15 protein-coding genes, 7 tRNA genes and 1 pseudogene are annotated in these 17,623 nt (G+C 52.9%); 14 read left to right on the plus strand and 9 right to left on the minus strand.

The window, feature by feature from the left end; all coding sequences use genetic code 11:
• Positions 1 to 6: 6 nt before the first annotated feature.
• The 13 genes from BZJ18_RS10775 to BZJ18_RS10835 all read left to right on the plus strand — a co-directional run bounded on the left by BZJ18_RS10775 (position 7) and on the right by BZJ18_RS10835 (position 6,774).
• A complete protein-coding gene (locus BZJ18_RS10775) occupies positions 7 to 429 on the plus strand; it encodes a F0F1 ATP synthase subunit epsilon (RefSeq protein WP_069590703.1) in 423 nt (140 codons plus the stop codon).
• Between the two features lie 156 nt (positions 430 to 585).
• Complete coding sequence (gene glmU / locus BZJ18_RS10780; protein ID WP_077456650.1) at positions 586 to 1,944, plus strand: bifunctional UDP-N-acetylglucosamine diphosphorylase/glucosamine-1-phosphate N-acetyltransferase GlmU; 1,359 nt, start codon at positions 586 to 588, stop codon at positions 1,942 to 1,944.
• A 119-nt stretch (positions 1,945 to 2,063) separates the two neighbouring features.
• Positions 2,064 to 2,138: transfer RNA gene (locus tag BZJ18_RS10785), tRNA-Gln, on the plus strand.
• A 2-nt stretch (positions 2,139 to 2,140) separates the two neighbouring features.
• Positions 2,141 to 2,217, plus strand: a tRNA-Arg gene (locus BZJ18_RS10790).
• A gap of 42 nt (positions 2,218 to 2,259) precedes the next feature.
• Positions 2,260 to 2,344: transfer RNA gene (locus BZJ18_RS10795), tRNA-Leu, on the plus strand.
• Positions 2,345 to 2,383: 39 nt separating this feature from the next.
• Positions 2,384 to 2,458, plus strand: a tRNA-Gln gene (locus tag BZJ18_RS10800).
• 9 nt (positions 2,459 to 2,467) lie between these two features.
• A tRNA-Met gene (locus tag BZJ18_RS10805) sits at positions 2,468 to 2,544 on the plus strand.
• Positions 2,545 to 2,587: 43 nt separating this feature from the next.
• Positions 2,588 to 2,674 (plus strand) — tRNA-Leu (locus BZJ18_RS10810).
• A gap of 45 nt (positions 2,675 to 2,719) precedes the next feature.
• Positions 2,720 to 2,804: transfer RNA gene (locus BZJ18_RS10815), tRNA-Leu, on the plus strand.
• A gap of 146 nt (positions 2,805 to 2,950) precedes the next feature.
• Positions 2,951 to 3,718 carry a DeoR/GlpR family DNA-binding transcription regulator gene (locus BZJ18_RS10820; RefSeq protein WP_069590699.1) on the plus strand — a complete coding sequence of 256 codons (768 nt, stop codon included), beginning with the start codon at positions 2,951 to 2,953 and terminating at the stop codon, positions 3,716 to 3,718.
• Between the two features lie 9 nt (positions 3,719 to 3,727).
• Positions 3,728 to 5,566: a glutamine--fructose-6-phosphate transaminase (isomerizing) gene (glmS, locus tag BZJ18_RS10825; protein ID WP_077456652.1), complete on the plus strand. Its 1,839-nt coding sequence runs from the start codon at positions 3,728 to 3,730 to the stop codon at positions 5,564 to 5,566.
• 280 nt (positions 5,567 to 5,846) lie between these two features.
• Positions 5,847 to 6,218, plus strand: coding sequence for a helix-turn-helix transcriptional regulator (locus BZJ18_RS10830; RefSeq protein WP_069588077.1), 372 nt, complete (start codon positions 5,847 to 5,849; stop codon positions 6,216 to 6,218).
• A 187-nt stretch (positions 6,219 to 6,405) separates the two neighbouring features.
• Positions 6,406 to 6,774, plus strand: coding sequence for a helix-turn-helix domain-containing protein (locus tag BZJ18_RS10835; protein ID WP_077456654.1), 369 nt, complete (start codon positions 6,406 to 6,408; stop codon positions 6,772 to 6,774).
• 50 nt (positions 6,775 to 6,824) lie between these two features.
• Here BZJ18_RS10835 and ilvA read toward each other — a convergent pair whose 3' ends face one another.
• The 5 genes from ilvA to ilvG are packed head-to-tail and all read right to left on the minus strand — an operon-like array spanning position 6,825 to position 13,101.
• A complete protein-coding gene (ilvA, locus tag BZJ18_RS10840; RefSeq protein ID WP_077456656.1) occupies positions 6,825 to 8,378 on the minus strand; it encodes a threonine ammonia-lyase, biosynthetic in 1,554 nt (517 codons plus the stop codon).
• Positions 8,379 to 8,380: 2 nt separating this feature from the next.
• Positions 8,381 to 10,222 carry a dihydroxy-acid dehydratase gene (gene ilvD / locus BZJ18_RS10845; RefSeq protein ID WP_077456658.1) on the minus strand — a complete coding sequence of 614 codons (1,842 nt, stop codon included), beginning with the start codon at positions 10,220 to 10,222 and terminating at the stop codon, positions 8,381 to 8,383.
• A 19-nt stretch (positions 10,223 to 10,241) separates the two neighbouring features.
• Positions 10,242 to 11,183: a branched-chain-amino-acid transaminase gene (gene ilvE, locus BZJ18_RS10850; RefSeq protein ID WP_069588071.1), complete on the minus strand. Its 942-nt coding sequence runs from the start codon at positions 11,181 to 11,183 to the stop codon at positions 10,242 to 10,244.
• Positions 11,184 to 11,197: 14 nt separating this feature from the next.
• Positions 11,198 to 11,455, minus strand: a complete 258-nt coding sequence (gene ilvM, locus BZJ18_RS10855) for an acetolactate synthase 2 small subunit (protein ID WP_069588069.1) — start codon at positions 11,453 to 11,455, stop codon at positions 11,198 to 11,200.
• Positions 11,455 to 13,101, minus strand: coding sequence for an acetolactate synthase 2 catalytic subunit (gene ilvG, locus BZJ18_RS10860; RefSeq protein WP_077456660.1), 1,647 nt, complete (start codon positions 13,099 to 13,101; stop codon positions 11,455 to 11,457). The genes ilvM and ilvG overlap by 1 nt, the downstream gene beginning before the upstream one ends.
• Before the next feature lie 483 nt (positions 13,102 to 13,584).
• On the opposite strand from ilvG, the gene BZJ18_RS10865 reads away from it, so the two are divergent.
• Entirely contained in the window at positions 13,585 to 15,108 is a 1,524-nt protein-coding gene (locus BZJ18_RS10865; protein WP_077456662.1) for a YifB family Mg chelatase-like AAA ATPase, read from the plus strand.
• On the opposite strand, the gene BZJ18_RS10870 is transcribed toward BZJ18_RS10865, so the two are convergent.
• The 4 genes and pseudogenes from BZJ18_RS10870 to BZJ18_RS10885 all read right to left on the minus strand — a co-directional run.
• On the minus strand, positions 15,109 to 15,810 hold the full coding sequence (locus BZJ18_RS10870; protein WP_241824950.1) for a thiol:disulfide interchange protein DsbA/DsbL: 702 nt from the start codon (positions 15,808 to 15,810) through the stop codon (positions 15,109 to 15,111).
• Between the two features lie 29 nt (positions 15,811 to 15,839).
• Positions 15,840 to 16,820 carry a serine/threonine protein kinase gene (locus BZJ18_RS10875; RefSeq protein WP_077456664.1) on the minus strand — a complete coding sequence of 327 codons (981 nt, stop codon included), beginning with the start codon at positions 16,818 to 16,820 and terminating at the stop codon, positions 15,840 to 15,842.
• Positions 16,821 to 16,898: 78 nt separating this feature from the next.
• Positions 16,899 to 17,075 (minus strand): annotated as a pseudogene (locus BZJ18_RS10880) (IS4 family transposase); the annotation flags it as partial.
• 22 nt (positions 17,076 to 17,097) lie between these two features.
• On the minus strand, positions 17,098 to 17,623 hold a 526-nt coding region (locus BZJ18_RS10885), incomplete at its 5' end, for an IS4 family transposase (protein WP_108743146.1).

Raw genomic sequence — 17,623 nt, forward strand, 5'->3', positions numbered from 1 at the left:
GGCGATATGGCAGCGATAACCTTCCATCTGGATGTGGTCAGCGCAGAGCGACAATTGTTCTCTGGCCGTGCCGAGCACATTCAGGTGACCGGTAGCGAAGGTGAACTGGGTATTCACGCAGGACACACACCGCTGCTGACCGCTATCACGCCTGGTATGGTTCGCATCGTCAAACAAGGCGGTAGCGAAGAGATCATTTATCTTTCTGGCGGTACCCTTGAAGTACAGCCTGGCACAGTGACTGTGCTGGCTGATACGGCAATTCGGGGTGAAGAGCTAGACCAAGCCAAGGCAGAAGAAGCGAAGCGCCGCGCTGAGGAGCGAATCCATAATCAGCACGGTGACATCGACTTTGCTCAGGCGGCCAGTGACCTGGCTAAGGCGATTGCGAAGCTTCGAGTGATCGAGCTGACCAAGCATAAGCGTTAATCAGGCGCTCACGGTGAAATAAAAGCGACGCATTGGCGTCGCTTTTTTATTGCCTGTACAAGTGTACTTTTTCGGCGGCGATTCGCTCGCAAGCCAAAACGCGTTACACTAAGCGCAATATCATAGACAACTCATCTCTCTTATCACGGAAAGACTATGCAATACAGTGCAGTAATTCTTGCGGCCGGAAAAGGCACGCGTATGTATTCTAATACTCCCAAAGTGCTTCATACTCTCGCCGGTAAACCTATGGTGAAACATGTGATTGACACTTGCCAAGGGCTAGGCGCCGCGTCGATTCATCTGGTTTATGGTCATGGTGGCGATACCATGAAGCAGGTGCTTGCTGATAGCGATGTGAATTGGTGTTTGCAAGCAGAGCAATTGGGGACTGGTCATGCGGTACAGCAGGCGGCGCCGCATTTTCGTGATGATGAGCAGGTTTTGGTGCTGTATGGCGACGTGCCTTTGATTTCAGAGCAAACCTTAACCCGTTTGCTTGAAGGACAGCCTGAGGGCGGGATTGGTCTATTAACGGTGCATCAAAACGATCCGACCGGTTATGGCCGTATTGTGCGTGAAAACGGGGAAGTGGTCGCGATTGTTGAGCAAAAAGATGCCACTGATAGCCAGCTTGCCATCACTGAAATCAATACCGGTGTGCTGGTGGCGACTGGACGTGACTTGCGTCACTGGTTATCGCTGCTTGATAACAATAACGCGCAAGGTGAGTTTTATCTCACCGATGTGATTGCGCTTGCACATCAACAAGGCCGCACGATTCAAGCTGTGCACCCTGTGAATGCGATTGAAGTGGAAGGGGTGAATAATCGTTTGCAACTTTCACGCCTTGAGCGGGAATATCAAAAAATGCAGGCTGAACAGTTATTGCTTAGTGGCGTGATGCTCATCGACCCTACGCGCTTTGATTTGCGTGGCCAACTGCAATGCGGGCTGGATGTCACCATTGACGCCAACGTGATCATCGAAGGCAATGTCACCCTAGGGGATAACGTGACCATCGGTGCTGGCAGTGTGCTGATTGATTGTGAGATTGATGACAATACATTAGTGCGCCCGTACAGCGTCATTGAAGGGGCCAGCGTTGGGGAAGAGTGCACAGTCGGTCCGTTTACGCGGTTGCGTCCGGGGGCTGAGCTGGCTCGCGATGCGCATGTCGGCAACTTTGTGGAAATGAAAAAGTCTCGCTTAGGGGAAGGGTCGAAAGCCAATCACCTGACTTATCTGGGTGATACAGAGGTAGGGCGCGGCGTGAATATTGGTGCTGGGGTGATCACCTGCAATTACGATGGCGCCAATAAACATAAAACCGTAATTAAAGACAATGCCTTTATCGGCTCGGACTCTCAGCTGGTGGCACCTGTGGTGATTGGCGAAGGGGTGACCGTTGGAGCGGGTAGTACCATCAGCAAAGATGTCTCCGATGGTCAACTTATCATCACTCGCGCCAAACCAAGGACAATTGAGGCTTGGCAACGGCCGAAAAAACAGTAAAATCACTGTCTGTTGAGCGCGTATCAACGGCTTTTTCACGCAAGCGGCTAAAACTTGCGCGGTTGGTAAAATCAGGTGTTGACTCCCGATAAAAACCAGCCTAGTATACGCGCCTCAGTTGGGGTATCGCCAAGCGGTAAGGCAACGGGTTTTGATCCCGTCATTCCCAGGTTCGAATCCTGGTACCCCAGCCAACGCGTCCGTAGCTCAGCTGGATAGAGTACCTGGCTACGAACCAGGCGGTCGGAGGTTCGAATCCTCCCGGACGCGCCATCTTTCTTCAACTACCATGAAGTCAGATGAACAACTTGGAATGCGGAAGTGGCGGAATTGGTAGACGCACCAGATTTAGGTTCTGGCGCCGCAAGGTGTGAGAGTTCAAGTCTCTCCTTCCGCACCATTATTTGAAAGCATGTGGCGTAAAGCGGCATGACTAAGTTGGGGTATCGCCAAGCGGTAAGGCAACGGGTTTTGATCCCGTCATTCCCAGGTTCGAATCCTGGTACCCCAGCCACTTTAGGTTGGCTACGTAGCTCAGTTGGTTAGAGCACATCACTCATAATGATGGGGTCACAGGTTCGAATCCCGTCGTAGCCACCATTCTTTTCGATTTGTCGCCAAAAGCGGTAAATCACACCGGTTTGCGGCGGTGGCGGAATTGGTAGACGCGCTAGCTTCAGGTGCTAGTGTCCGAAAGGACGTGAGGGTTCAAGTCCCTCCCCCCGCACCAAGACAATTGGTACTCAGCCCGCCCGCTGAGCTATCATAAAAATATGCGGAAGTGGCGGAATTGGTAGACGCACCAGATTTAGGTTCTGGCGCCGCAAGGTGTGAGAGTTCAAGTCTCTCCTTCCGCACCATCTTAGAAGCCCATCAGCTGTTGCTGGTGGGCTTTTTTTGTTATTTCTTGTTTATCCGCTTATTTCTCGTCACTTTTTGTGTTCTTTTCTTGATCTTTGATGTGTTTTCACTACCATAAGTTTCGAAACGAAAGTTGGTAGGTTACATGTCGAAACGAAACACGCAACAGCGTCGTCATACCATCGTTACCTTGCTTACCGAGCAGGGCAGCGTCAGCGTTGACGAACTCTCTCAACGCTTTGAAACGTCAGAAGTGACTATCCGTAAGGATCTTGCCGAGCTAGAAAAAAATGGCCTGTTGCTGCGCCGTTATGGTGGAGCGGTGCCTGTGCCGCAAGAAATGGTCTCGGAGCAAGCCGTCAAAGTTTCGAAACAAAAGCAAAGCATCGCCGATGCCGCCGCTGCGCGCATTCGGGACCACAACCGTATTGTGGTCGACAGTGGCACTACCACCGCCGCTTTGATCCCTTTATTGGATAAAAAGCGTGGCCTTGTGGTGATGACTAACTCACTCCAGGTGGCCAATGCCATTCGTGAACTCGAACACGAGCCAACGCTGCTGATGACGGGCGGCACTTGGGATACCCATTCTGAATCGTTTCAAGGCCAAGTGGCTGAACAAACCTTACGTGCGTACGACTTTGACCAGCTTTTTGTGGGCGCTGACGGCATTGATGTGGCGCGCGGTACCACCACCTTTAACGAGATGACGGGCCTGACTCGCGTGATGGCGGAGGTCGCGCGAGAGGTGGTGGTGATGATCGAGTCTGAAAAAATTGGCCGTCGGATCCCTAACTTGGAGCTTGCGTGGTCCAGTATCGACACCTTGATCACCGATAATGCGTTGGATGAAGACACTCGGCGCGCGATAGAACAAACCGGCACAGACGTTATCTGTGTAGACAATGTATAAGGACTCACTATGTGTGGAATTGTAGGCGCTGTGGCGCAGCGTGATGTGGCAGAAATTCTGGTTGAAGGCTTACGTCGCTTAGAATATCGCGGATACGACTCAGCAGGGGTCGCCATTACCGATACAACGAGCGGGCAGATGACGCGTTTACGCCGACTGGGTAAAGTGGCGGCGCTCTCGGACGCAGTGGCTGACGCCAACCCTGCGGGAGGCACAGGGATTGCGCACACGCGCTGGGCAACGCACGGTGAGCCAAGCGAAGCCAATGCGCACCCACACATGTCTGGCGATGATATTGCCATTGTGCATAACGGCATTATCGAAAATCACCACAGCTTGCGCGAACAATTGCAAGCGCGTGGTTATCAATTCCACTCCCAAACCGATACCGAAGTGATTGCTCACCTCGTTGAATGGGAGCGTCGTCAATGTGGCGATCTCCTCGCCGCCTTCCAGCGCACGGTCAGTCAGCTTGAAGGCGCGTATGGCACTGTGGTGATGGATAAAAACCAACCTGAGCGTTTGATTGCGGCTCGTTCAGGCAGCCCGTTGGTGATTGGACTGGGTGTGGGAGAAAACTTTCTCGCCTCTGATCAGCTAGCGCTGCTCAATGTCACTCGTCGCTTTATCTACCTTGAAGAGGGCGATGTGGCGGATATTAGTCGTCGTGAAGTGGTGATTTACAACCAAGAAGGTACGCCGGTTGAGCGTGAAGTGCATGAAGCAAGCGCCCAGTACGACGCGGCGGACAAAGGCCAATATCGCCATTACATGCAAAAAGAGATTTACGAGCAACCGACTGCGCTTACCAATACCATGGAAGGGCGTTTGGGCAACGATCATGTGATTGTGGATGCGATTGGTAACGGTGCTAGCGACATTCTTACTAAAGCGCAGCATATTCAAATCATTGCCTGTGGCACCTCCTATAATGCGGGCATGGTGGCGCGTTATTGGTTTGAATCGCTGGCAGGGATAAGCTGTGATGTGGAAATCGCGTCAGAGTTTCGCTATCGCCAGTTTGTCACCCGTCCGAACAGTGTACTGATCACCTTATCGCAGTCTGGTGAGACCGCAGATACGCTAGCAGCGCTGCGTTTGGCCAAAGAGCGTGGCTATATGGCCACCATGACCATCTGCAACGTGGCGGGCTCCTCGTTGGTACGTGAATCCGATCTGGCCTTTATGACGCGCGCGGGCGCAGAAATCGGTGTTGCATCGACCAAGGCGTTCACCACCCAGCTTTCTGCCCTGCTGATGCTGGTCACCGCGCTGGGTAAAATGCAGGGTACCATCGGATACGAAAAAGAGCGTGAGATTGTCGATGCCTTGCATCATCTGCCTTCAAGCATCGAGCAAGCGCTGACCTTTGATAAAGCCATTGAACAACTTGCGGAAGACTTTGCCGACAAGCATCACTCACTGTTCTTAGGGCGTGGTGAGTTTTATCCGATTGCTGTAGAAGCGGCGCTAAAGCTAAAAGAAATCTCTTACATTCACGCTGAGGCTTATGCCGCTGGTGAGCTAAAGCACGGCCCACTGGCGCTGATTGATGCCGACATGCCAGTGATTGTGATTGCTCCGAATAATGAGCTGTTGGAAAAGCTTAAATCCAATATCGAAGAAGTCCGAGCTCGTGGTGGTCAACTGTATGTGTTTGCCGATCAAGATGCCGGCTTTACACCGGAAGAGGGGATGAACATTATCGCCATGCCACACGTGGACGATATCATCGCCCCGGTGTTCTACACCATCCCGATGCAGCAATTGTCGTATCATGTGGCCTTGATTAAAGGCACGGACGTCGACCAACCTCGTAACCTTGCTAAAGCTGTTACTGTAGAGTAAACCTGCCTAACATTCACCACGCTCTGACTAGGAGCGTGGTTGATCTTTTATCAATTACTGCCGTTTTGCTACAAAAATGCGATCTGCAGTGATACATTTTGCAAAATGCAAATCATTTTGCACTCAATCTCAGGCATCCCGCCTGAAAATACAAACAGAACGCTGTTCTATACCATAAGTTTATGATTTTTATTGCTTTTAGTCCTGTCTAATAACTTGGCCTGCATTGTGCATAGTCGATGGACAAGTACCAACATTGATAAGTTGTAGAGAGGAAGCAATGATTGACTCTAAAAACCAAGTCGCGAAGCGCATCAAAGAAGCCCGTGAGTGGAAAGGGATCACCCAAGTAAAAATGGCTAAGCTACTCAATGTCGCACGCCAAACGTACTTGGATATCGAAAACGGTAAAACCGAACCGCGTGTGCGCATGTTGTCGAACATCGCTGAGCTGACTGAGCGTCCATTAGTGTGGTTTGTGTATGGCGATGAAGATGTCGAGATGCACGATGTGCAGTACAAGCAAGATGTGAACCGCTTGTTGGAGCACTTCTCTCGTTTACCGCATGAAGCACGTACGGCGATCTTGAACCAGAGCGTGAACATGGCCTCATTCTTGGTGAACTATTCTAAGGCCGCACAGCGTGCCTAAAGGCCTGCCTGCCTGATTAGATATGCGGGTAAGTGCCTGCTTACTGAGGTAGGCATCAGCAGCGTAGCATCACACTATCGATGACAACGCCCATGATAGGCCCGCCGAGCCATGCATAATGCAAGGTCGGTGATGTGACGGGAGCCGATGTTTAAACGGCCCGGGTAACAGAGATGAGGCATGGACCATGGTGATTTCGACAGCGCGCATGGCGCAACGGATCCGTGAAGCACGGGAATTCAGTAAAATAACCCAAGTAGACATGGCGAAGCGTTTGAATGTGGCGCGCCAAACCTACTTGGATGTGGAGTCGGGAAAGACCGATCCTAAGATTCTCGCGCTCATCACGATTGCAGAGATCACTGGTCGCCCATTTAATTGGTTTATTTACGGTGAAACAGACGAGCGAGATATTGCCTTCTCTCACCGCGATGATTTAGCGGCTCTGACCAGTCTGTTAAGCCAGTTGCCTCAAGTGGCGCGCCAAACGGTGATGGATAATGCCTTATCGATTGCCGAGTATCTGGTATCACTCTCGCCAGATAAGCGCGTCTAACCTCTGTTATCGGCCCGACATCCCCTGTCGGGCCTTTTTGTATTATTCGCTTAACGGCGAGAGAGAAAGAAGCGATAGGCTGGATTAGCCGTTTCGTCCTTCCACGCATAACCCAGTTCACGCAAATGGGCGGTAAACGCGAGTAAGTCCTGCTCGCCAAGTTCAAATCCACACAGCACACGGCCATAATCTGAACCATGGTTGCGGTAGTTGAATAAGCTAATGTTCCAGTGGGTGCCCAAGGTTTGCAAAAAGTGCAGTAATGCCCCGGGGTATTCCGGAAACTCAAAGCTATAAAGGCGCTCGTTAAGCGGCACCGACGTTCGCCCTCCAATCATGTAGCGTACGTGTACCTTGGCCATCTCATCGTCAGATAAGTCCTCGACCGGATAACCGGCTTGGCGCAAATCATGCAGAATACTGTCGAGCTCTTCTTGCCCGCCCAGTAAACGTACCCCAACAAAAATATTGGCCAACTGGTCGTCGCCATAGCGGTAGTTAAATTCGGTAACCGCGCGGCCACCGAGAATATCGCAAAACTGCAAAAATGCACCGGTTTGCTCGGGGATAGTCACCGCCAGTAGGCCTTCACGTTTCTCCCCTAATTCAGCACGCTCAGACACGTAGCGTAGTGAGTGGAAGTTGGTGTTGGCACCCGACAGGACCGCACCCAATTGCTTGTTTTGTAGTTGGTGCTTATCTACATAATGCTTGAGACCGGCGAGTGCCAAGGCACCTGACGGTTCAGAGATCGCGCGTGTGTCTTCGAAAATATCTTGTACGGCAGCACAAATCGCATCACTTGAGACGGTAATACTGTCGTCCAAGTATTGCTGACACAGTCGAAATGATTCGTCACCAATCCGTTTAACCGCCACACCATCGGCAAAGGTTCCCACCCGCTCTAAGGTGACGGGAAAGCCTGCATCCAAGGCGGCACGCAGACATGCGGAGTCTTCTGCTTCCACTCCGATCACCTTGATATTTGGCATAAGCTGCTTGATAAGCACCGCCACACCGGCAGCAATACCACCGCCGCCGACCGGGACAAAAATATAATCAAGGTGGCTGTTTTGTTGCACCAGCTCCAGCCCGATCGTGCCCTGTCCGGCAATGACCTGCGGATGATCAAAAGGGGGCACAAAGGTATAGCCGTGTTGGTCGGCCAGCGCTTGTGCTTTGCTTTTCGCTTCATCAAAGTTATTGCCGTGTAGGACTACATTTCCCCCAAAGCCTTTAACGGCCTCAACTTTTATGGCGGGGGTGGTGCGGGGCATGACAATGGTGGCTTTGATACCCMGTTTACTGCCGGACAGGGCGACACCTTGGGCGTGGTTACCCGCTGATGCAGCGATCACGCCCGCTTTTTTCTGCGCCTCTGTCAGCTGCGCCATCATGTTATGCGCGCCGCGTAGCTTAAATGAGTGCACGGGCTGACGGTCTTCACGTTTGAGCTGAACCTGGTTACCTAAGCGTTCAGAGAGTCGCTTCATGGCCTGAAGTGGCGAGACAGTCGCCACTTCATAGACAGGCGCACGTAAAATATTCCTTAAGTAATCCGGGCCATCCATGGGTTGTTCGGGTGACGTTTGCGCCTGTTGCATGGTTATTCCTCCAACTTACTGCGATCGCGCACTGCACCCTTATCGGCACTGGTGGCGAGACTGGCATACGCTTTTAGCGCATAGGAGACTTGGCGTTGGCGGTCTTTAGGCTTCCAACCGCGAGCGTTCACCTCAGCACGGCGGGTGGCGAGGGTGGCTTCATCCACCAGCAGGCTGATTTCGCGGGTAGGAATATCGATACGAATCCGATCGCCATCTTCGACTAAGGCGATGGTGCCGCCATTGGCTGCTTCGGGCGAAACATGGCCGATGGACAGCCCAGATGTCCCCCCAGAGAAACGGCCATCGGTGAGCAGGGCACAGGATTTACCCAATCCCATCGATTTTAAGTAGGTGGTCGGATACAGCATTTCTTGCATACCTGGGCCACCTTTCGGGCCTTCATAGCGGATCACCACCACATCACCCGCTTTCACTTTGCCACCTAAAATGGCATCTACCGCGCTGTCTTGGCTTTCAAACACGACCGCGGGACCTTCAAAGGTCAGTATGCTTTCATCCACCCCTGCGGTTTTGACGATGCAGCCGTTCAAGGCGATGTTGCCTTGTAGCACGGCAAGGCCGCCGTCTTGACTAAAAGCGTATTCATGGGCACGAATACATCCGGATTGGCGATCATCATCCAGGGTATCCCAACGGCAACGTTGCGAGAACGCTTGGGTGGTGCGGATGCCTGCGGGACCGGCGCGATAAAAAGACTTCACGTCCTCATCATCGGTTTGCATGATGTCATACTGGGCGAGCTGTTCCTCGAGGCTCATCCCCAGCACGGTTTGTTGTTTGACATTGAGCAGGTTCGCGCGCTGCAGCTCCCCAAGAATGCCCATCACTCCCCCAGCGCGGTGTACATCTTCCATATGATATTGCTGGGTTGACGGCGCGACTTTGCAAAGGTGAGGTACTTGGCGAGACATGCGATCGATGTCATCCATATCAAAATCAATATCGCCTTCTTGCGCAGCGGCCAGCAGGTGCAACACCGTATTGGTGGACCCACCCATGGCAATATCCAGCGCCATGGCATTTTCAAACGAGGCGCGATTGGCGATATTGCGCGGTAGGATGCTGTCATCGTCCTGTTCGTAGTAGCGCTTGGTCAGGCCCACAATGCGTTTACCGGCGTTGATGAACAATTGCTCACGGTCGGCATGGGTGGCGAGCATGGAACCATTACCCGGCTGGCTCAGCCCCAGCGCTTCGGTCAAACAGTTCATCGAGTTGGCGGTAAACATGCCAGAGCACGAGCCACAGGTTGGGCAGGCGGAGCGTTCGATTTGCTCGCTTTGCTCATCGGAGACGTCCGGATTGGCGCCTTGCATCATGGCATCGACCAAATCGAGCTTGAGGATTTGATCGGACAGTTTGGTTTTGCCCGCTTCCATGGGGCCGCCCGACACAAAGATCACCGGGATATTCAGGCGCATAGCCGCCATCAGCATGCCCGGAGTGATCTTGTCGCAGTTGGAAATACACACCATGGCGTCGGCACAGTGCGCATTGACCATGTACTCCACGGAATCGGCAATGATCTCGCGCGAAGGCAACGAGTAGAGCATGCCGCCGTGACCCATAGCGATACCGTCATCGACCGCGATGGTATTGAACTCTTTGGCGATACCGCCGGCTTGCTCGATTTCTTTCGCCACCAGCTGGCCCATGTCTTTGAGATGGACATGACCGGGAACAAACTGGGTAAAGGAGTTCACCACGGCAATAATGGGTTTGCCAAAGTCGTCATCTTTGACGCCAGTGGCGCGCCATAACGCGCGCGCCCCTGCCATGTTGCGACCGTGGGTGGTAGTAGCGGAACGATAGGTTGGCATAATTACGGCTCCTTTGCCTTTATTCGCTGTGCTGAGGGTTAACGGGGTCAAGCCAGCCCCATTTGTCGTCGGTGGTACCATCAAACAAGCCGAAAAAGGCTTGTTGTAACGCGGCGGTGATCGGGCCTCGTTGGCCTTCGCCGACCGTGATCTGGTCGACGCTACGTACGGGCACAATCTCGGCTGCGGTGCCAGTCATAAACACCTCATCGGCCAGATAAAGCGCTTCGCGTGCAATCGGCTCTTCGCGCACGGTGTAGCCCTGCTCTTTTGCAAGGGTGATGATCGAGTCACGGGTAATCCCTGGCAAAATCGCGCTGGTGGCGGGGGGGGTACTGATCACGCCATTTTTGATCACAAAGAGGTTTTCTCCTGCGCCTTCGGATAAAAAGCCGCGTACGTCCAGAGCAATCCCTTCGGCGTAACCATGGCGGCGAGCTTCACCTCCTACCAGTAGGGAGGATAAATAGTTTCCGCCAGCTTTAGCGGCGGTAGGGATGGTGTTCGGGGCGGCGCGGTTCCAGCTTGAGATCATCGCATCCACGCCTTGGGCCAGCGCATCTTCACCGAGGTAGCTGCCCCAACTGAACGCGGCAATGATGACATCCATTTCTGTATCGACAGGCGGACAAACGCCTAAACCCACGTTACCGACAAAGCCTAATGGACGGATATATGCTGAGCGTAGTTGGTTAACGCGCAGGGTTTCACGGCACCCTTCCATTAGGGCATCGACACTAAAGGGGATCGGGAAGCGGTAGATTTTGGCAGAGTCTTTTAAGCGCTGCATATGCTCACGATGGCGAAAGACCACCGGGCCGTTTGGGGTGTCGTAACAACGGATCCCCTCAAAGACGGAAGTACCATAATGCATCGCGTGAGTCAGTACGTGCACAGTGGCATCCTGCCAAGCGATCATTTCACCGTTAGACCAAATGTAATCAGCGGTATTTGTCGACATGTTATTTTCCTTTTTTATGCGCGTAGGGAATGTGATTGGGTTGAGGGAGTGAGTACCTCAACCACGTCCCATAGCTTAGTCAGTTGTGGTCGCAAGGTCTCGATCGCGCGTTGGCTTTCGACGGTCACGTCAAAGATTACCTCGCCCGCCGCTGTGGGCATGGAGACATTGAGCTGACGCACGGTAAAACCACGGTGACGGATCACGCGCAAGATGCGCTCCAATAATTCTGGACTGTGGGTAGCGTGAATCGAAAATTGGTGTTGTGTCATCAGCTTTGCTCCATCATTTGTTGGTTGGCCGCACCGGGTGGCACCAGCGGCCAAACATTTTCCATTTCATCGATAGCGACGTGTAGCAAGTAAGGACCGGGATGGCCCATCATCATGGTCAGCCCAGCATGTATTTCTTCTTTGCAGCGGATACGGTGTCCCGGTATGTCAAAGGCGCGCGCTAAGGTGAGAAAATCAGGGTTGTCAGATAAATTGGTCTCGCTGTAGCGCTGATCAAAAAAGAGCTGTTGCCACTGGCGCACCATGCCTAAGCGTTGATTGTCGAGCAGGATGATTTTCACGCCGATGCCGCGGCGTTTTAAGGTGCCAAGCTCTTGGATATTCATCATAAATGAGCCATCACCGGTCACCAGCACCACTTCATCGTGGGGGCGTGCGATCTTCGCACCCATCGCGGCGGGTAAACCAAATCCCATGGTGCCAAGCCCTGCCGAGGTCAAGAGGTTTTCGGGCTCGCTAGGCGTCACATGCTGGGCGACCCACATTTGATGCTGACCGACATCGGTGGCGATCACGGTTTGTTCCGGCATGCTGTCTGATAAGGTTTTCAGTAGCGCGGGCGCATAAATGGCATCGCCGGGATGGTCGTAACGCCATGCATGCTGCTGTTGCCAGTGGTGTACTTGCTCTCGCCATGCCGGTGAGGTGTGGGGCGTGGCGAGCTTGGGTAAGACGGCATTCAGCTCTGCGCAAACCGGCGCTTGTGCGCGGCGCAGCTTGTTTAATTCTGCGGCATCAATATCCACATGCACTACCTTTGCGTGAGGAGCAAAGGTATCGAGCTTCCCGGTGACGCGATCATCAAAACGGGCCCCGACAGCAATCAACAAATCACATTGCTGTACCGCAAGGTTGGCGGCTTTGGTGCCGTGCATACCCAACATGCCTAAATAGTGCGGGTAGTCTTTGTTGACGGTGCCTAGCCCTTTAAGGGTGCTGACAACGGGCATTTGACTGCGAGTAAGATAGTCACGAAGCGCCGCCGTTGCTTTGCCTAACACCACCCCACCACCGACATACAGCATAGGGCGCTCGCTTTTTTGGATAAGCGCATTGGCATGTTCGAGCGCGACAGCATCCAGAGGGACGCCGGTGGGCGCAGGCACTGAGGCCTCACGAGGCGCAGGGATCAGCGCTTGCTGTACGTCTTTAGCAATATCAACTAACACAGGCCCCGGGCGGCCTGATTGTGCCACGACGAACGCCTTTTCGAGCGTGGCGGTGAGGTCTGCGGGGTCTGTGACCAAAAAGCTATGTTTGGTACAGGCCAAAGACAAACCTAAGACATCAATTTCTTGGAAAGCATCCGTGCCGATTAATGGGCTGGCCACTTGGCCTGTGATGGCGACCACTGGGACGGAGTCCATCATGGCATCGGCCAATCCGGTGATCAGATTCGTCGCGCCGGGGCCAGAGGTAGCTAGGCAGACGCCGGGACGCCCGCTAGCACGGGCATAACCGATGGCGGCCATGGCAGCGCCTTGTTCATGGCGACATAAAATGTGTTCGACGCCGCCGTCGTATAGCGCATCATAGACTGGCATGATGGCGCCACCGGGATAACCAAATACCGTTTCAACGCCTTGCTTACGTAAGGCTTCCACAACCCATTGTGCACCTGTCATCGTCGCCCCTCCCCGAATGAACGGGGAGGGCAGGTGTGCGAATAGTCAGTGTCTGCGCTCTCCATTTTTGCTGCTTCCGTTTTTGTGTGGCTTGGCCACATGAATGAAAAAAGCCCCCGGACCTAGTTGGGTGCGGGGGCTTGGTTGCGATGTTTGCTGCTGTGTTTCGCGTACCTACACCCCTCGCGGTAGAATGACCACGATAAGGCGAATAATGAGGACGGTAGCGAAGTTTGGCATTTGTCTGTCTTTTCTTGTCGTTAGTCGCCCATTTTTGGGCGTTTTGTTAATTATGTTTTTGTTTGCGCCTGCTTGTTACAGGTCAGTCATGAACTCGATCTAGCGCCGAGTCTCATGTTTAATTGTTGTGCATTTGTAGTGGTATCACAGACCTCACTCGCATGACAAGAAAAAATTACTCTGAATCACAAATTCTCTCGTCACCATAAGCGCAAGGTTTCATAGTAATGGCAGGATAGAGTCATGGCGCTAGCGATTGTGCATAGCCGAGCGTGTGTCGGGGTAGAGGCTCCCAATGTGACGGTTGAAGTCCATATTTCCAATGGATTGCCAGGGTTTGCCCTGGTGGGGTTACCGGAAACCACGGTCAAAGAAGCGCGCGATCGGGTCAGAAGTGCCATTGTGACCTCCAATTTTGAATTCCCATCACGGCGTATTACTGTCAATTTAGCACCGGCGGATTTACCGAAAGAAGGTGGGCGTTTTGATTTGCCTATCGCGCTTGGCATTTTGGTCGCCTCTGGGCAAATTCCAGCGAAACGGCTGCATGAATTTGAGTTTCTCGGTGAGCTGGCGTTATCCGGGCAGTTGCGCCCCGTCAAAGGGGCATTACCAGCTGCACTTGCCAGCCAAAAAGCGCAGCGTGCGCTCGTGGTTCCTGATGATAACGCTAGCCAAGTGGCGTTGGTGGACAGCGAGCGCCACGTGTCAGCGCCTGATTTAATCGCAGTGTGTCAGCACCTAGCTGGTCAACAGAGTTTGCAGCTTAACGCGACACCACATAGTGATACGACGCCGGCGCCAACCCGCTGCTTACGTGACATCATCGGCCAACAGCAAGGCAAACGCGCGTTAGAAATCGCCGCCAGTGGTTCACATAACTTGTTGTTTGTTGGACCGCCGGGAACAGGAAAAACCATGTTAGCGTCGCGCTTGTGCGATTTGCTTCCTCCCATGAACGACGAAGAAGCGTTAGCCTCCGCCGCGGTCACGTCATTAACCCAGCAACCTTTGCATGAGGGAAACTGGCGTCAGCGACCGTTTCGCAGTCCTCATCACTCCAGCTCTATGGCGGCGCTGGTCGGGGGCGGAACGGTCCCGCGTCCCGGGGAGATATCATTGGCGCACCAAGGGGTGCTGTTTTTGGATGAAATGCCAGAATTTGAGCGTCGTGTGCTCGATGCGCTTCGCGAACCGCTGGAGTCGGGTGAAATTATTATCTCGCGTGCTAACGGTAAAACCCGTTTTCCCGCCCGCTTTCAGTTGATTGGCGCATTAAACCCGAGCCCGACAGGCCATCATGAAGGCGAGTTGGCGCGCTCTAATCCACAGCAAGTGTTGCGCTATTTGGCGCGTTTATCTGGCCCTTTGCTGGATAGGTTTGATATGTCGATTGAGATCCCGGCATTGCCGCGCGGGATGTTATCGAGCGGCGGCGACCGCGGTGAATCAACCGCAAAGGTACGGGAAAGAGTCGCGTGTGCCCGTGCGCGTATGTTGGCGAGGCAAGGGAAAGTGAATGCGTTACTCAGCAATCGCGAAATGGAGGAATATTGTCAGCTTGCGCAGGCGGATGCCGCATTTCTCGAACAGGCATTGCATCGATTAGGACTGTCTGTGCGGGCATACCATAGGATCATTAAAGTGGCGAGGACGATTGCCGATCTGGCCGAAGCGGAGGTGATAAGCCGCCCTCACCTTGCTGAGGCCTTAGGGTATCGGGCGATGGATGGCTTACTTCGCCATCTCAACGCCCAAGTCAGTTGATTACTTCTGGCTTAACAGGAAGTTAATCAGTTGGAAGTACTCTTCAGGGGTTTCGACGGTTTTCGGTGTCACGTGATATTTACCGTTCACGATCACCGCAGGCACGCCGCGTAGGCCGGCTTTTTCAAAAGATTGATCAAATCGTTGGGCCATCGAGTTGGCGGCAAAACTGTTGTAAGCCGAATCGAACTCTTTGCCGTCGACACCGTTGTCGACAAACATCTGGCGAACGTCATCTAGCGACTTGGGCGCATTTTGGGCCACATGAATACGGTCAAAAATCACCGGGATCATGGTGTCTTCAACGTTTAAGACCACGGCGGTTGCATAGGCGCGTGTGACCACTTCACCCATGTTGCCGCCCATAAAAGAAACGTGATTTTTCACTACTTTGGCATTATCTGTCACTTGCTGCTTCAACTGCTGCACCAGTGGCTCAAATTGGAAGCAGTGCGGACAGTAAAACGAGAAGAACTCGGTCACCGTTGGGGTATCGGTCGCTGCGGTGTCTAGGATTTGATAATCCTCGCCCGCCTTGAAGCGGCCGGGTTTGGCGGCGGGGACGTCGATTGCTTCTGCTGGCTCAGTTTGGGTTTGGGTTTGCGTCGTGGCCTGTTGGCTTGTCGACTCGACGGTTTCAGGCTCAGAGCAGGCCGCAAGGCCGAGTACGAGCAAGATAGGAAGCAGTTTTTTCAGCATCATTGAATGACTCTCCGTTATCGGTTGAACGCTTACGGGTACAAGGTAAGCGATGGCGCTTGTAAGGCGGCAAGCTGCTCTTTAAAAGCAAGCACCTGACTTTCCCAGTATTTTGCCTCAGCAAACCAAGGGAATGCACGTGGAAATGCCGGGTCTTGCCAGCGTTTTGCTAACCACGCCATATAGTGCACCATTCTCAGACCACGTAAGGGCTCGATCAGTTGCAATTGGTCAGCAGGAAATTCACTAAACTCACGATAGCCTTCGGCAAGGGTATCAAGTTGGGCCAGCTGATCAGCACGGCTGCCGTTTAAAAACAGCCACAGATCTTGAATTGCGGGGCCATTGCGGGTGTCGTCAAAGTCGACAAATAACGGGCCATCGCGCCATAGAATATTGCTCGGATGGCAGTCGCCGTGCAAACGGATAATCGGCCAGTTGGTGTGCCATCTTTCGCTAATGGCATCGATCAATCGGTCAAGATCGGAGAAAAAGGTCGATTTAATTCCATCGGGGATCAGGCTCGCATGAGTCAATGCTTGGCGAGGTTGGTAGAGGTGGGTGTCGAGATCAAATCGCGCACGTGCCTGAAAAGGTCGAGCGGCACCGACTTGGTGAATACGGCCAAGATAGCGGCCAACCGCTTCGAGCTGGTCCCAGTTATCGACTTCAAAGTTGCGCCCACCCACGCTGGGAAACAATGCAAAACGGTAGCCGTTGAAATGAAACAAGCAGGTCCCGTCGCGAACAAGCGGGGCAACGACGGGAACCTCCGCGTCGACTAACTCTTGGCAAAACGCATGTTCTTCAAGAATTTGCTCGTCTGTCCAGCGGGCAGGGCGATAAAACTTCACCACGTAGCGCTTGCTATCATCGGCAACAAATTGGTAAACCCGATTCTCGTAGCTGTTCAGTGCAAGTAAACCCGATTGTGGGTAAATCCCTACCGACTCAATGGCATCCAGTTGATGCTCAGGGGTGAGGGCGTGAAAATCAAAGCCAGGTTCATTCATGGTTTGCTACTCATTCAGCACAGAAGTGTCATGGTAACAAATAAAAAGGGCGCTGCATGCCTGTCTCTTGATCACATCTCAGAGGTCAAGAGACTGGGCTAGTAGGTAACCTTCAAGGATGGTTTGTAACATAAACCATCCTTCCCATAACCTTTCCCAGCCAACTCGGCCATTACGTTTTGAGTCATGCCAACCGGCTAACTTCCCGAGATTAATGTACGCCCAATACAGACTGGGAGCATGCTTTGGCGGCTTACTNCTGTCTCTTGATCACATCTCAGAGGTCAAGAGACTGGGCTAGTAGGTAACCTTCAAGGATGGTTTGTAACATAAACCATCCTTCCCATAACCTTTCCCAGCCAACTCGGCCATTACGTTTTGAGTCATGCCAACCGGCTAACTTCCCGAGRTTAATGTACGCCCAATACAGACTGGGAGCATGCTTTGGCGGCTTACTCTTTTCCTGTTTAGACCACAGAAGCTTCCAAGCCAGCGGGCTTAATATCGTTTCACAACTCTGTCTTTCGGCCTCTTCTTTATTGAGTCCGAGGTAACGCAGTTGGTGCAACCGCACCGCGATGAAAGCCAGTATCACGACCATTCGCTCTAAGTTTTCTTTACTTTGCATCCGCAGGCCTTCGACTTGAGTTCCGCCGCTCTTCCATGCTTTGTGAAACTCCTCAATCAACCAGCGCTTTTCGTAGTGATCCAATATGCGTGCAGCATCTTCTTTCGTCCGGACGGGCTCTGATGTCAGAATATGCCAGTTCAGGCCTTTCTCATGGCCAACTTCCTGACAACCC

It is taken from the genome of Salinivibrio sp. IB872 (assembly GCF_001995345.1).
Lineage (GTDB): Bacteria > Pseudomonadota > Gammaproteobacteria > Enterobacterales > Vibrionaceae > Salinivibrio > Salinivibrio proteolyticus.

Excerpts from the sequence above, each read along its gene's own strand:
- BZJ18_RS10865 (WP_077456662.1), top strand. The coding sequence starts at position 13,585 with ATGGCGCTAGCGATTGTGCATAGCCGAGCGTGTGTCGGGGTAGAGGCT.
- BZJ18_RS10875 (WP_077456664.1), bottom strand. The coding sequence starts at position 16,820 with ATGAATGAACCTGGCTTTGATTTTCACGCCCTCACCCCTGAGCATCAA.
- BZJ18_RS10835 (WP_077456654.1), top strand. The coding sequence starts at position 6,406 with ATGGTGATTTCGACAGCGCGCATGGCGCAACGGATCCGTGAAGCACGG.
- ilvE (WP_069588071.1), bottom strand. The coding sequence starts at position 11,183 with ATGTCGACAAATACCGCTGATTACATTTGGTCTAACGGTGAAATGATC.
- glmS (WP_077456652.1), top strand. The coding sequence starts at position 3,728 with ATGTGTGGAATTGTAGGCGCTGTGGCGCAGCGTGATGTGGCAGAAATT.
- BZJ18_RS10830 (WP_069588077.1), top strand. The coding sequence starts at position 5,847 with ATGATTGACTCTAAAAACCAAGTCGCGAAGCGCATCAAAGAAGCCCGT.
- BZJ18_RS10775 (WP_069590703.1), top strand. The coding sequence starts at position 7 with ATGGCAGCGATAACCTTCCATCTGGATGTGGTCAGCGCAGAGCGACAA.
- BZJ18_RS10820 (WP_069590699.1), top strand. The coding sequence starts at position 2,951 with ATGTCGAAACGAAACACGCAACAGCGTCGTCATACCATCGTTACCTTG.
- ilvM (WP_069588069.1), bottom strand. The coding sequence starts at position 11,455 with ATGACACAACACCAATTTTCGATTCACGCTACCCACAGTCCAGAATTA.
- BZJ18_RS10870 (WP_241824950.1), bottom strand. The coding sequence starts at position 15,810 with ATGATGCTGAAAAAACTGCTTCCTATCTTGCTCGTACTCGGCCTTGCG.
- ilvG (WP_077456660.1), bottom strand. The coding sequence starts at position 13,101 with ATGACAGGTGCACAATGGGTTGTGGAAGCCTTACGTAAGCAAGGCGTT.
- ilvD (WP_077456658.1), bottom strand. The coding sequence starts at position 10,222 with ATGCCAACCTATCGTTCCGCTACTACCACCCACGGTCGCAACATGGCA.
- glmU (WP_077456650.1), top strand. The coding sequence starts at position 586 with ATGCAATACAGTGCAGTAATTCTTGCGGCCGGAAAAGGCACGCGTATG.